The sequence below is a fragment of the Parabacteroides sp. Marseille-P3160 genome (assembly GCF_900162725.1).
Taxonomy (GTDB): domain Bacteria; phylum Bacteroidota; class Bacteroidia; order Bacteroidales; family Tannerellaceae; genus Marseille-P3160.
In genome coordinates, this window is sequence record NZ_LT799418.1 from 4,633,461 (window position 1) to 4,646,488 (window position 13,028).

Annotated in this window: 11 protein-coding genes; 4 read left to right on the top strand and 7 right to left on the bottom strand. The window is 46.6% G+C overall.

What is annotated here, in order from left to right; genetic code table 11:
* The first annotated feature begins 2 nt into the window (after nt 1-2).
* Nucleotides 3-413, top strand: a complete 411-nt coding sequence (locus tag BQ8014_RS18410; RefSeq protein ID WP_080905629.1) for an acyl-CoA thioesterase — start codon at nt 3-5, stop codon at nt 411-413.
* Nucleotides 410-1,525 (top strand): DNA-processing protein DprA, encoded by a 1,116-nt coding sequence (gene dprA, locus BQ8014_RS18415; RefSeq protein WP_080905630.1) that lies wholly within the window; start codon nt 410-412, stop codon nt 1,523-1,525. The genes BQ8014_RS18410 and dprA overlap by 4 nt, the downstream gene beginning before the upstream one ends.
* On the opposite strand, the gene BQ8014_RS18420 is transcribed toward dprA, so the two are convergent.
* Together BQ8014_RS18420 and BQ8014_RS18425 are read right to left on the bottom strand one after the other, a co-directional pair.
* Nucleotides 1,522-2,310 carry a LytR/AlgR family response regulator transcription factor gene (locus tag BQ8014_RS18420; RefSeq protein WP_080905631.1) on the bottom strand — a complete coding sequence of 263 codons (789 nt, stop codon included), beginning with the start codon at nt 2,308-2,310 and terminating at the stop codon, nt 1,522-1,524. The genes dprA and BQ8014_RS18420 overlap by 4 nt on opposite strands.
* The gene (locus BQ8014_RS18425) at nt 2,311-3,042 is read right to left on the bottom strand and encodes a LiaI-LiaF-like domain-containing protein (RefSeq protein WP_160150126.1); all 732 of its coding nucleotides are present in this window, start codon (nt 3,040-3,042) and stop codon (nt 2,311-2,313) included.
* A gap of 245 nt (nt 3,043-3,287) precedes the next feature.
* On the opposite strand from BQ8014_RS18425, the gene BQ8014_RS18430 reads away from it, so the two are divergent.
* Both BQ8014_RS18430 and BQ8014_RS18435 read left to right on the top strand, forming a co-directional pair.
* The gene (locus BQ8014_RS18430) at nt 3,288-4,946 is read left to right on the top strand and encodes a sulfatase-like hydrolase/transferase (protein WP_080905633.1); all 1,659 of its coding nucleotides are present in this window, start codon (nt 3,288-3,290) and stop codon (nt 4,944-4,946) included.
* Between the two features lie 410 nt (nt 4,947-5,356).
* Complete coding sequence (locus tag BQ8014_RS18435) at nt 5,357-5,548, top strand: hypothetical protein (protein WP_080905634.1); 192 nt, start codon at nt 5,357-5,359, stop codon at nt 5,546-5,548.
* 144 nt (nt 5,549-5,692) lie between these two features.
* Here BQ8014_RS18435 and BQ8014_RS18440 read toward each other — a convergent pair whose 3' ends face one another.
* The 5 genes from BQ8014_RS18440 to BQ8014_RS18455 all read right to left on the bottom strand — a co-directional run bounded on the left by BQ8014_RS18440 (nt 5,693) and on the right by BQ8014_RS18455 (nt 12,936).
* On the bottom strand, nt 5,693-6,451 hold the full coding sequence (locus BQ8014_RS18440; protein ID WP_080905635.1) for a succinate dehydrogenase/fumarate reductase iron-sulfur subunit: 759 nt from the start codon (nt 6,449-6,451) through the stop codon (nt 5,693-5,695).
* Between the two features lie 39 nt (nt 6,452-6,490).
* Nucleotides 6,491-8,434: a fumarate reductase/succinate dehydrogenase flavoprotein subunit gene (locus BQ8014_RS18445; protein ID WP_080905636.1), complete on the bottom strand. Its 1,944-nt coding sequence runs from the start codon at nt 8,432-8,434 to the stop codon at nt 6,491-6,493.
* Between the two features lie 47 nt (nt 8,435-8,481).
* On the bottom strand, nt 8,482-9,180 hold the full coding sequence (locus BQ8014_RS18450) for a succinate dehydrogenase cytochrome b subunit (RefSeq protein ID WP_080905637.1): 699 nt from the start codon (nt 9,178-9,180) through the stop codon (nt 8,482-8,484).
* A 324-nt stretch (nt 9,181-9,504) separates the two neighbouring features.
* Complete coding sequence (locus BQ8014_RS19915) at nt 9,505-9,627, bottom strand: hypothetical protein (protein WP_255376317.1); 123 nt, start codon at nt 9,625-9,627, stop codon at nt 9,505-9,507.
* A gap of 36 nt (nt 9,628-9,663) precedes the next feature.
* The gene (locus BQ8014_RS18455; RefSeq protein ID WP_234998091.1) at nt 9,664-12,936 is read right to left on the bottom strand and encodes a glycosyl hydrolase; all 3,273 of its coding nucleotides are present in this window, start codon (nt 12,934-12,936) and stop codon (nt 9,664-9,666) included.
* Between the last annotated feature and the right edge of the window lie 92 nt (nt 12,937-13,028).

The window sequence follows — 13,028 nt, forward strand, 5'->3', positions numbered from 1 at the left end:
ATATGAAAGAGTATCTTTTTACACTGGAAATGAAAGTCCGCGATTACGAATGCGACCTGCAAGGGGTGGTAAACAATGCCAATTATCAACATTATATGGAACACACCCGCCACGAATTTCTCGAATCGCTCGGAGAAAACTTCGGACGGATGCATGACAGGAATGTGGATGCATTCGTATCACGCGTGGACATCCGATATAAAACTCCTTTGCATAGCGGGGATCACTTTCTCTCCTGCCTGAACATGGCTAAAGAGGGCCCGAAGTGGGTCTTCCTCCAGGATATACTCCGGATTCCGGACCTGGTATTGGCGGCAAGGGGCCGTATCGAAACGGTAGTCGTGGAAAATGGCAAGCTCACGCGGGGGGATTATTTCGACGAATTGCTCAAACGGCAACCCAATACAGAATGACAGACAAACGTATTTACCAAATCGGCTTAACTATGATCAACGGGGTCGGAGATATCCTGGCCCGCCATCTATTACAGTATTTCGGAGACGCAGAAGCCGTCTTTACCGAAAAGAAACAACTATTGGAAAAAGTCCCCGGCATCGGCGAATCAACTGCCGCCGCCATCCGCCAGCCCGGCTTGTTGGCCCGGGCGGAAAAAGAACTGGCTTTCGTCGAAGCGAATCATATTTCCACCTTTTTCCTGACGGACGAAGCCTACCCTACCCGCCTCCGCGAATGCCCGGATGCTCCGGTTCTTTTCTATTTCAAGGGAAACGCCAACCTGCAGGCCCGGCATATCCTCAGTATCGTGGGTACCCGCTCCATCACACCCTATGGGAAAGAATTGACTGATGTACTGATCCGCGACCTGGCTGCAGTCTTTCCTGATTTACTCATTGTCAGCGGCCTGGCTTACGGAGTAGACGTACAAGCCCATCGCCGGGCTTTAGCGAACCAACTGCCGACGGTAGGCGTTCTGGCTCACGGCTTGGACCGGATCTATCCTCCCGTCCACCGCTCGACTGCCGTAGAAATGCTGAAACAGGGAGGATTATTGACCGATTTTCCCAGCGGGACCAATCCCGACAAGCCGAATTTCCTGAAGCGCAACCGGTTGATTGCCGGCTTGGCAGACGCTACTGTTGTGGTTGAATCGGCCGAACGAGGCGGCTCGCTCGTAACTGCCGATCTGGCCTTATCCTACGGACGGGAGGTCTATACCTTTCCCGGCCGCACTGGAGACATACGCTCCAAAGGATGTAACGAACTGATTCGCCGGAACAAGGCCGGCCTAATCACCTCGGCGGCCAATCTGATCGAAAGTTTGAATTGGGCCCTTCCTAAGAAAACGCCGCCTTCCAATGAAGAACCTCAATTGCCTTTTAACAATGCGGAAGAAACCCATCCGGTACTGAAACTCTTCCATGAAAAGAAAGAGGTACAAATCGACCTGTTAGCCGTTGAATTAGGGCTACCTGTCCAGCAACTTTCTTCCATTCTGTTTGAGTTGGAAATGGACGGTAAAATCAAGTCCTTGCCGGGAGGCATTTACCGAATTATCGGCGATTAAAGGGATAACTGCTCTTTCAACCGTTTATAGCCGTTGCTACTGGCACGCAAGCTAATACCGTTTTTCAACAAAACCTGATAATTATCTTTACCGTACAATTCCACTCTTGCAATCTGCCCGGTATTCACAATATAAGAACGATGAATACGGACAAAGGCAGGCTGCGGAAGATTTGTTTCGTAGTATTTCATGGTCTGTTCTTTAATATGTTGTCCCGAAACAGCAAAAATGGTTACATAATCACCGCAGGATTGAATAAAAAAAATCTCGTTCAGGCGAATCAGATGAATACGGCTCCCGTCTTTTACGGAAATCCAATCCGATAACTTTTCCGCTTCGGCAGGAATTTTATCCTTCTCTTCGTCTTCTTCTTCGCTCAACTCGCTGAAGAAACGCGCTTCACGAAGTATAGAAGCATACCATTGGAAAAGGATAATCCAACTCAGACCGCCGAATAAAAGACGGAAAGGAAGAGTTGAAAGAAAAACAGACGTATTTCCGAATAGAAACAACAAACCATAAGTTCCGAGAAAATTAACAAAAAGTACAACTCCCAGAAACAAAACTTTAATTCCAAAAGAATGAACCAATCCAAATAGTGGCCAACTCAGGAAACCGAAAAAAGCAAACAATCCGATTGAAACAACACTATCTATCACAGCTTCATCGGGAGATAATCCGGTATAGCACACCAATAATCCCCATTGGACAGCCATTACACAGAGGCAGGTCACAACGCCTGCCATCCGGTATTGTAGAGAAGAGATGAATGGATGCTCTATCATTTAGCTTTTGAGTTCGACACCACCAAAAGTAATATTTCCTCGTAAGATAACCTTATGCAAAAGATCTTTTTCCGCCCCGCCATATCGTTTGTCTTCCAATCCTCCCATGAGCACATTCGCTTCATTCAGAATATTCCATTCGGGCGGAACAAAAAGTTCTACTCCGCCGAAAGTACAATAAATATAGATGTAAGCTACTTCCTGCTCCAGTTCCGTCCGTCTCAAATCAATAATCGTGCCTCCGAACGTATTCCTGATCCGGGCACCTTTAAACGTTTTTTCAAGTATAACCTGCCTGACTCCTCCTGCAACATTATCCGATACGACAAATCCATCGGACGAACGATTCTCCTCGATCCTTCTAAAGTCATTTTTCCAATCTTTATTATGCCGTATTTTCGGCCTAAGCAATAGGATAATTCCGACAACAATAAACACGATAGGCCAATACACCCGAATCGGTTCGTAATCTATCCAACCTAATTTAGGCAAAAGAAAATAAGTACCGATTAAAATCAGCACCGAGCCGCCAACATATCCGCTTCTTCCGAAAAGAGAAGAAAAACCTAATACAATGAGCAGCATTGGCCAGGAAATAAGGATATCTATAAGCGAATCATTTATATATCCCATATTATTTGCCAAGAGCAATGAGCCAGCTACAATAAATAAAACAGCCCAAAGTAATCTTTTCCTTTGGCCATGCAATTTGTTTCCCTGATTTGTTTCCATTCTTTCTATTATTAATATTCGGTAAATGTATGGCTTTGTAATTCCTCGATCAAACATTCAGCGTCAGATACAAGCTAAATAGCGATGAATGCCGTATTATTCCCGATAAAACGATCCCGATCCGAACCATATAACCCATAAAAAGGGCAAATACTTTTTGGAAATCAAATAAAGCAAGTATCTTTACGCGCCTGAATCAAACCTGAAAATTGAAATGTTTCTTATAAACCTTACATAAGGAATGAATGAAAAAGATAATGCTTCAAGCTATTAAGGAAAGGAAGCTTCAACTCTTCTTTCTAATATATATCCTACTTGTTATCCCATTGGTCAGTCCGATTGCCCAAAATGTACCTGCCCGGTATTTGATCGCAAATATTTTTGTGAATGCTGGTTTATTGGCTGTTCTCTTTCTTCTCTTTTTCTTTATGACGAGTAAAACGGAAAAGGTTATCGCTTCACTACTTTTGTTCATTACCCTCGTTCCCGGAGTCATTTTCCTTGCATATCTGCTTTTTGCCCATGTACTCCTATTTGAAGACAGCATTATCAGCCTCTTTGAAACCAATCCCGAGGAATCGAAAGAATTCGTAGCCTATTACCTAAGCCCCTGGGTTCTTTTAGGTGTGGGGATTTATGCAGTAATCCCCATTATTCTCATCTGCAAAATGAAACGCACGAAGAGGTTGTCCGTATGGAAACATAAATATCTTTTCCTGGGTTGTATGACCATCCTTTTTTTTTCCCTTTCTATTGAACGGATCGCCAAGTCTATTTATTTCGTGAACTTTTACCGGATTTTCTTCGAATATAAGATGAGGACAGCAATCGAAGACAAAGCAATCAAGGAACGGCAAACCGTCCCGTTTGCTGTAACAACGACCAATTCCGAATTAAAAACGATTATCGTCATCATCGGAGAGTCGGAGACACGGCATCATATGTCTCTATATGGCTACAACCGGCCGACCAACCCGTTGCTTTCCAAGGAATCCGATTTACTTGTTTATAAAGATGTAATTTCCCCACAAGTGCATACCATACCGGTTATTCGTTCGGTCATGAGTTTTGCCGATAAAAAAAATCCGGATTATATTATAACACGTCCTTCACTTTTTGAACTTTTCAACCGTGCCGGATATGAAACATACTTTATCAGCAATCAACCTTTCGGAGGAAATTACCGTACGAGCTACGATAACTTACTGGAACAGGCACAACATATCAAAAACCTGTCTCTTCGTAAAAAGCCGGATGAAGTAATACTGGAACCTCTCAAAAAAATACTCACCCAACCGCTTGTCCGCTCCCAGCTAATCGTAATACATCTAATCGGCAGCCACATGGCATACGAATTCCGCTATCCCGTTGCTTTCAATGTCTTTAATCACAGGAAAGACGGAAAAGTAAAATCCGGGGCACCCTATCTGACAGATGGAGCCAAAACAACCATCGATCGCTATGACAATACCGTATTATATAACGATTCCATATTAGCTGAGGCGATCGAATTACTCAAGAAGCGGGAAAATCCCTTGCTTGTCTATTTCTCCGACCATGGGGAAGAAGTCTATGACTACCGGGATTTTGCCGGGCATGCTTATGAGAAAATAACAACGCCGATGTGCGAAATTCCGTTTTTGGTATGGATTCCGGATAATTACCGCCGGAGCCGGGGAGATCTCTGTTTTGATATCAACCGCCCCTATTCTACCGACGATTTCATTTATTCGCTCTCTGATTTGGCGGGGCTACGCTATGACGGATATGATGACTCCCGCAGCTTGTTTTCATATACATTCAAAGAGCGGGAGCGTTTGGTCGGAGATCTCAGCTATGAAAGCGTCATCGAATTGACGAACAGATTAGCCGCTTCATCAGGGCATTTACATACCGGACAATAAATCTTGTGAAATTGCACTTTCGATTAGAGAAGAAACAGAAACGTCTAAAAACAATTAAAGGATGTCTCCCGACATCCCCTAACCAACTTTGTTAACCTTAAATCTAATACTATTATGAAAAAACCACAGTACAAAGATAAGGCAGTGTCAATGGTTTGTCAATAGAAAAAGTGCTAAATTATGTTTTTCAACATGCAATAAATCGTAAAGAAGCCAGAGAAACATCCATTTTCTATTCATAGATGTTAAAACGACAGAAATCCGATGGAAAAATAGCTTATCGGTTTGATCCATCTTCATATTCCCACGTAACATTTATTCGTTTGGCGCCTGAGAAAATTTGAAGAATTGCCACTCAAATATATTTTTGACTTCCGTTTAATTTATTTTTGACCGGGTCAAAAATATACATGGTGAATCCAACAGGGATTCGCATTTATTCCTTTACATTCGGCGGAGTATCCTCACTCCGTCGTGTTGGAAGCAAAGCTCTGCTTCGACTATCTTTAAAGAAGGATAATCATTGCGAGGCAGGAGCCTCGCTTTTATCACCGACGGAAGCTGGAGCTTCCGCCGAACATAACAAGAGTTTGCCCTGGTGAATCCAAAGAAAAAATTGTCAGGCAAGAATAAAGACATCCGGTAGATTCTCCGTAGAGACGCCTTGAATGCATCCAAATATATGCAAAAGAGGCCATTTCCCAGGAAGGAAACGACCTCTTTTCGTATGTAAAAAGATGACTGGTTTAATCTTTCAACTTCGCGCCGATGAATTCACGATTCAGCCGTGCGATATTGCTGACAGAAATTCCTTTCGGGCATTCCATCTCACAGGCGCGAGTATTGGTACAGTTACCAAAGCCCAATTCGTCCATCTTGGCGACCATTGCTTTCGCCCGCTTGGTGGCTTCTACCCGGCCTTGAGGCAAGAGCGCCAACTGGCTGACCTTAGCAGAAACGAATAACATGGCTGAACCGTTCTTGCAGGCAGCCACGCAGGCTCCGCAACCGATACAAGCGGCGGCGTCCATCGCCATTTCAGCGTTATGCTTGGGAATAGGAATGGCATTGGCATCCGGCAAGGTACCGCCGGTATTGACCGAAACAAATCCTCCGGACTGGATGATTTTGTCGAATGCATAGCGGTCGACCATCAAATCGCGGATCACCGGAAAACCGGCGGAACGCCACGGTTCGATCGTAATCGTATCCCCGTCGTTAAACTTACGCATGTGAAGCTGGCAGGTAGTAATTTCCGTATCCGGCCCGTGAGGATGGCCGTTGATATAGAGCGAGCACATACCGCAAATACCTTCGCGGCAATCGTGATCAAAGACAACTGGATCCTTGCCCTCGTTGATCAACTGTTCATTGAGCACGTCCAGCATTTCAAGAAATGAACTGCCCTGAGAGATCCCTTTCAATTGGTAGGTTTCAAAAAAGCCCTTCTCTTTCGGTCCTTTCTGGCGCCATACCTTTAGTGTGATATCTATATTCTTATCCATGATTTTAATCTTTACAATTTTACGAATCGACTTTCCCGCTTAGTTCTTATAATTCCGTTGTTGACGTACTACAAATTCATAATCCAGCGGTTCCTTTAATAATTCGGGGTCTTGGTCTTCTCCCTGGTATTTCCAGCAGGAGACATAGGCGAAATGTTCATCATCCCGCAGAGCCTCCCCTTCCGGAGTCTGATGCTCTACACGGAAATGTCCTCCGCAGGACTCTTCGCGGTCCAGCGAGTCGCGCGCCATCAGTTCGCCTATTTCGATAAAATCAGCCAGACGAAGCGCCTTTTCAAGCTCTACATTCAGGTCGTCCGCCTTACCGGGAATCCGGACATTGCTCCAGAATTCTTTCTTCAGATCCTTCAGCATCTTGATAGCTTCAATCAGACCGTCCTTATCGCGAGCCATTCCGACATGGTTCCACATGATGTGTCCAAGTTCTTTATGAATGCTGTCCACCGAACGTTTTCCCTTGACCTCCATCAAACGGGCAACCCGTTTGCGGATATGATTTTCCGCCTCTTCAAACTCCGGCAGATCGGTACTGAAACGTGGAACCTGAATCTGGTCGGCCAGGTAATTTTGAATCGTATACGGAAGGACAAAATAACCGTCGGCCAGACCCTGCATCAACGCAGAAGCGCCCAAACGGTTCGCTCCGTGGTCGGAGAAGTTAGCTTCGCCGATAGCAAATAACCCCGGTATCGAAGTCATCAATTCGTAATCAACCCAGATACCTCCCATCGTATAGTGCAATGCCGGGAAGATCATCATCGGGGTTTCGTATGGATTATCATCTACAATTTTTTCATACATCTGGAACAAGTTTCCGTATTTTTCAGCAACTACTTCTTTGCCCAAGCGATCGATCGCATCGGCAAAATCCAGATAAACGGCCAGGCCAGTATTATTTACACCGAAACCGGCGTCACAACGTTCCTTGGCAGCACGGGAAGCGACATCACGCGGCACCAAGTTACCAAAGGCCGGATAACGACGTTCCAGGTAATAGTCGCGATCCTCCTCTTTAATCTGCGTCGGCTTTAACTTGCCTTCACGGAGTGCTTTGGCATCCTCCAACTTCTTCGGTACCCAGATACGACCGTCGTTACGAAGGGATTCAGACATCAAAGTCAGTTTGGACTGGAACTCACCATGTACCGGAATACAAGTCGGGTGAATCTGCGCCATACAAGGATTAGCGAAATAAGCTCCCTTTCTATAACACTGCCAGGCAGCCGATCCGTTGGAAGCCATTGCATTCGTCGAAAGGAAGAACGTATTGGCATAACCGCCGGTCGCAATAACGACAGCGTGCGCCGCATAACGTTCCACTTCACCGGTGATCAGGTTCCGTGTGATAATTCCCCGGGCGCGGCCGTCAACCAGCACAACGTCCAACATTTCGTGGCGGGTGTACATTTTCACCTTTCCGCTGCCGATCTGACGGCTCAATGCAGAATAAGCTCCCAGCAACAATTGTTGCCCCGTCTGGCCACGAGCATAAAACGTACGGGATACCTGTGCCCCGCCGAACGAACGGTTGTCCAACCAGCCCCCGTATTCGCGGGCGAAAGGAACTCCTTGCGCTACGCATTGGTCGATAATACTATTTGAGACTTCAGCCAAGCGGTATACATTGGCTTCGCGGGCGCGATAATCGCCTCCCTTGATCGTATCATAAAACAGACGGTATACCGAGTCGCCGTCATTCGGATAATTCTTAGCGGCATTAATACCTCCCTGAGCGGCGATGGAGTGCGCACGGCGAGGAGAGTCCTGAATGCAAAAATTCAACACATTGAATCCCATTTCGGCAAGGGAAGCGGCAGCTGATGCTCCGGCCAATCCCGTACCTATGACAATAATGTCCAAACGACGTTTGTTTGCAGGATTCACCAATTTTTGATGATCCTTATAACTTTTCCATTTTTCGGCCAACGGGCCTTTTGGAATTTTAGAATTTATTTGATCCATAATTTGATAATTTTCGTCAGTTAGATATCCTTTTTACTTTCCTCTTGTCAGCAAGCGCCGCCACAGAGGCTTTTCAGATAAAACACGATGGTTACGAAAGCAAAACCAAGGAAAATAAGAGTGGCAACGATGTTACCGATCGTTTTCCAACGGTTATACCACAGCGTGTTATTCCAACCCACCGTCTGAAGAGCGCTCCAGATGCCATGTGTCAAGTGAAACCACAAAGCGACATACCAAATCAAATAGGCAATGACAACCCACAGATGACTAAAATAATACCGGATAAAAGCAGCGCCGTTTTGCGGCGAAACCAGCGTTCCACCCAACTCGACCTCATGATTCCCGAGCAGTTCGGCAAACATCATCTTGTACCAGAACTGGCTGAAATGCAAGAGCATAAACCCGATAATGATGACTCCTAACACAAACATGTTCTGCGAAGCCCAGCTAACGCCTTTGGGACGCACATTGACGTCGTACCGGTCATTACCCCGCGCTTTCCGGTTCTGCAAAGTCAGCAGCGTCGCATAAATGAAGTGGATCGCAATGATCGCCGCCAGAACCACTGTCGCCGCCACGGCATACCAATTAACGCCCAGGAGCGTGCAAATCATGTTATATGCTTCCTCCGAGAAGACAGCTGTCACATTCATGCATAAGTGAAAAATTAAAAACAGAAGAAGGAAAACTCCTGATATACTCATTATCAGTTTCCTCCCGATAGAAGAATTAAGTAACCACATAAGATGATAATTTAAGTTATTTAATTGTTATAGAATTTACACAATCAAACCCTCCAAAAGGGATTTTAACTATGCCGCAAAGGTAGATTAAATCCATATATCAAACAAACGATTAAAGAAATTTTTCACCAATGCCTTACACGCCCCGAATCTCCTTGTTAAATCACAACTTGTACCGAATAAAAAAACCAGTTAACTTCATAATAATAAATAGTTAACTGATCTTTTTAATTCAACCGGCGAATTTCCGGTATTGAGCCAACTGAATTCCAACAGCCTTGCCGGGTGTTTTTTTATTGATTCAGCCGGCAAAAAAATAGGCTGCTATTCGGATAAGGCGCAATGTTTACGTGCAAAAAGGATATAGTTTGTCCCGTCCACATCGGTTACGTCATGCTTCCCAGGACGGATATGATACCCGATCCGGTTCATTACCGAGTGGTCCACCGAAGAAAACCTTTTTCATTTATATCGTGTTAGCATTCACTTTTGAACTGAAGATTCAGTTTTTAAGACAACCGGCCCGAGTAAACCGCTATTCCTGAGAGGTTCCTTCTTATCCGGGCCGTTAATCGTCCAAGTCTTGCGGTTTGCTTCCGGTTGTCCGGCATCATAAACAAGACGGTTGAACCACGTACTGGTGACTTCTACCGTCAATGTATTTTCCCCGGGTTTAACGGCATCGGTCAGGTCGAGATTGTAAGGAGGAGCCCATAACGTACGAAGCGGCTTCCCATTGAGTGAAACGACAGCAATCATTTCCACCCGGCCGAGATCCAAAAAATAGTGCATTGCAGGCATTACCTCATCAAGATTAAAGGTTGTCGTATAGGTAACCGTTCCCGAAAAAGCCTTACCTTCGGGTGAAAGATCTAATTCCTTCCAAGCTTGCAAATCCTTTATCCGGAGTTCGGCGGGCGCTCCCCACCCGGAAGGGAAGGAGAGTGTCCATGGATTATCAAGCGTGCGGGAAGTGAGCGCAGGCGTCCCTTCTCCAGGAACACGACTTTCTTCTCCAGGCCTGAATACGATAAAACAAGAACCTGCCCGGGGGAGATCGAGTTCTACGGAAGTATAATCACCATTATGCTTGCCGGCTTTGGGAATGCATTCGCCGGTAACGGGATCCCATAATTCCACCTGTCCATGGCAACGGAAGTCAAGCGTCCCTTTGAACTCCTGTCCTTTCGGGGCACAGACGAAATACCAGTCGGCGCCTTCAGCCTTGCGATGCACCCAAAGCGCCTCTCCTTTCACATCGGGGGAGAGGTGCAATTCCCGTAAAGCCTCCGGCAAAGCCATGCCGGAAAGTATTTTCCCTTTTCCTATCTTCCGGACGCTTTTCCCGGATACCTTTCCCCAGAGAGTTTTTACGGCGTCATCAAACCGTTTTTGCGCTTCTTTACCTCCAGTAAGGGTTGCAAGTCCCTGCGGCGCATCGGCGACAACAGTCGCTCCTTCACGGATAAGGATCTGTAACTTTTCTAAGGTCTCCGGAAGCATACGCGGCGCATCGGGTATCCAAAGGATACGGTAAGCGGTCCCTTCGGGAGTAACCAACTGACCGTCAAGCACGCTCAACCGGTTCAGGAGGACATCGGGATTACAATAATCATACTTGAATCCTTCAGGAAAGGGAGCGTTCTGATCGGGCTTATGATTCATTTCGTCACCCAGGTACCAGAGTACGTCGGAGACCGGCCGTCCCCGTTCGAGCAGATAAGTGCAACGAGAAAGATAGGTCGTAAACTCAGGCATGTGTTTCCACCAGGTCTGCCCGCGAAGGAACGGCGTACCGATTCCCGAGCCGAAAGAAGTTCCGGGAGGTAGGAAATCGGTACGCGGATTATGCGTATAGGTATGGAAAACCAGATGGGTAACACCTTCCACACTGTTGATGTTGGCAACTTCTTTCAACATGTCCCAATGTTCGTCCCATGTCAGAGAGAAGGAAGTAAACGCCTCGGCGGCGACACGGGGCTTGCCGTAAAGGCGCGCAGCGGAAGCGGTCGGTTTTATCGGCTTGAAGTTCAGCGAACCGACAAATCCTTCGGAAAAAGGTTGCCAGAATTCACACATGGGGATATCGGCATATTTATAGTATTCCATAATGTCTGCGGGAAATATATCGCCGGCAGCCGTTTCGTAAGAGACGCTCAATCCGTTGTCTTTCGCCAGCTTGGACATACGTTCATAGAATTTATTAGCGAAAAGGTCGCCAAGAGTCGAACGCCAGTCGAGCAGGAATCGTGCCGTCGTCTCCTGATTGCCGATGACATATCCGAATACGGCCGGAAGCCATTTGCGAAGGGAATAGCCGGTGACTCGTTGGAATTCCGGTTCCATCTGAGTTGTCCACGTCTGGGTTTTGCATTCCCAGCTGTCTAAAAGCATCCCATTCAGCAAACCGCCCTTCAGCGGTCCGTTGGAAAGCCGACCGATATATCCGGCAAAATGAGCATTGGGCCCAGCCTCAGAAAGCTTATCGCATTCCCATCCGGTCCCTTCAGCAGGCGCCGGAGCGTTCTTCATACCTGCATTTACATGGCCGACACGGAGAATCGTCCATTTCCCGGCCGGGGCCTTCCATTTCAAATTTCCCTTTTCATCCATGCTTCCCGATAAATCAAGAATTTTATCCGGACGGATAAACGCTTCAGCCGATTGGCGGGGATGCGCCCCTGTCCGTTCGATGCTGCGCAGCGTCCATCCGGCTTCGGATTCCCAATTGTTCTTGCGGGCGGCAGCAAACAAACGAAGTGACCGGAGGGCTATGTCATGCCGGTTGACGATACTGATCCTGTATTTCTTTACCCCTTTCACTTCCGGGCAGGCGATAGAGATCGGATAATCATCCTGCCAACTACTTTGGGGCAAAGCAGTCTGAAGGATGGTCTCCGTTTTCCCGTCCGGAAGAAAGGCCTGTACGGTCACATCGACCCCGGGCTCATAGCACCAACTGTGGTTAAGGCTGTTAATACTCGGAAACTCGACGGTACGAACCGTTACCGCTTTCGGGAAAGTGACTTCTATCCAATGAGGGTCTGCTGCTGTCGTCGGGGCAAATAGGAGCGGTTCTGTAGCCGTTCCCAACAAGCAATCTTTCCAAGCCATTTCCCGGTTACTTTTAACGGAAGATGGTTTGAGAGGCTGCCCGGTATCATCGAGCGGAGTAGGAAAAGCGAGTACCGTAATATCTTTATAGTCACGCCAAGGTTCGTTGCTCGGTTGTGGAACGGGCAAAATTTCATCTACGGCAGTTCCTCCATCAATATCGGTCCGGCTCCACACCAGATTCCGCATGGCGTTGGACGGTTCTATCCACGGCCCGCCAGACATAGCCCAACCTGGACAATTCTGCATAGTAAATCGCAATCCCAGACGACGGCATTCTTCCGCCGTATGCCTCACCGCATCATCCCATAACGGGCTGAGACAAGCGATCTGCGGTTCCACTCCGGGCCAAGGTCCCCCAAACTGCCCGTGAAACAGTTGGACTCCGGAAATGCCGGCGCCTGAAATCGCTTCCAGATCGGCCGTAATGCCGGCGAGGGAAACATTCCCTCCGATGTAATGAAACCACGTTTCCGGATGATAAACGTTGGGAGGGGATTTAAAGGTTTTCGAATCCTGACTTCCGAAAGGACGTACTAATTCTTCATTTGAAGGTAAGGCTGGTACCTGGCTTATGGTTGGTATTGTGATTATAAAGAAAATACCTGCCAGTAAATGTAAAAGCATCTTTCTATCTTTCATTGTATTTATTAGGTTATTCGCATTAAAAATAAGAAAAGTATTTGAATGGATAGCTAAAAGAATTAGATTTTCATATTATATGTACTAAAAAA

Bases quoted from the DNA above. Each gene is read 5' to 3' on its own strand.
- BQ8014_RS18410 (WP_080905629.1), top strand. From the start codon at position 3: ATGAAAGAGTATCTTTTTACACTGGAAATGAAAGTCCGCGATTACGAA.
- dprA (WP_080905630.1), top strand. From the start codon at position 410: ATGACAGACAAACGTATTTACCAAATCGGCTTAACTATGATCAACGGG.
- BQ8014_RS18420 (WP_080905631.1), bottom strand. From the start codon at position 2,310: ATGATAGAGCATCCATTCATCTCTTCTCTACAATACCGGATGGCAGGC.
- BQ8014_RS18425 (WP_160150126.1), bottom strand. From the start codon at position 3,042: ATGGAAACAAATCAGGGAAACAAATTGCATGGCCAAAGGAAAAGATTA.
- BQ8014_RS18430 (WP_080905633.1), top strand. From the start codon at position 3,288: ATGAAAAAGATAATGCTTCAAGCTATTAAGGAAAGGAAGCTTCAACTC.
- BQ8014_RS18435 (WP_080905634.1), top strand. From the start codon at position 5,357: ATGGTGAATCCAACAGGGATTCGCATTTATTCCTTTACATTCGGCGGA.
- BQ8014_RS18440 (WP_080905635.1), bottom strand. From the start codon at position 6,451: ATGGATAAGAATATAGATATCACACTAAAGGTATGGCGCCAGAAAGGA.
- BQ8014_RS18445 (WP_080905636.1), bottom strand. From the start codon at position 8,434: ATGGATCAAATAAATTCTAAAATTCCAAAAGGCCCGTTGGCCGAAAAA.
- BQ8014_RS18450 (WP_080905637.1), bottom strand. From the start codon at position 9,180: ATGTGGTTACTTAATTCTTCTATCGGGAGGAAACTGATAATGAGTATA.
- BQ8014_RS18455 (WP_234998091.1), bottom strand. From the start codon at position 12,936: ATGAAAGATAGAAAGATGCTTTTACATTTACTGGCAGGTATTTTCTTT.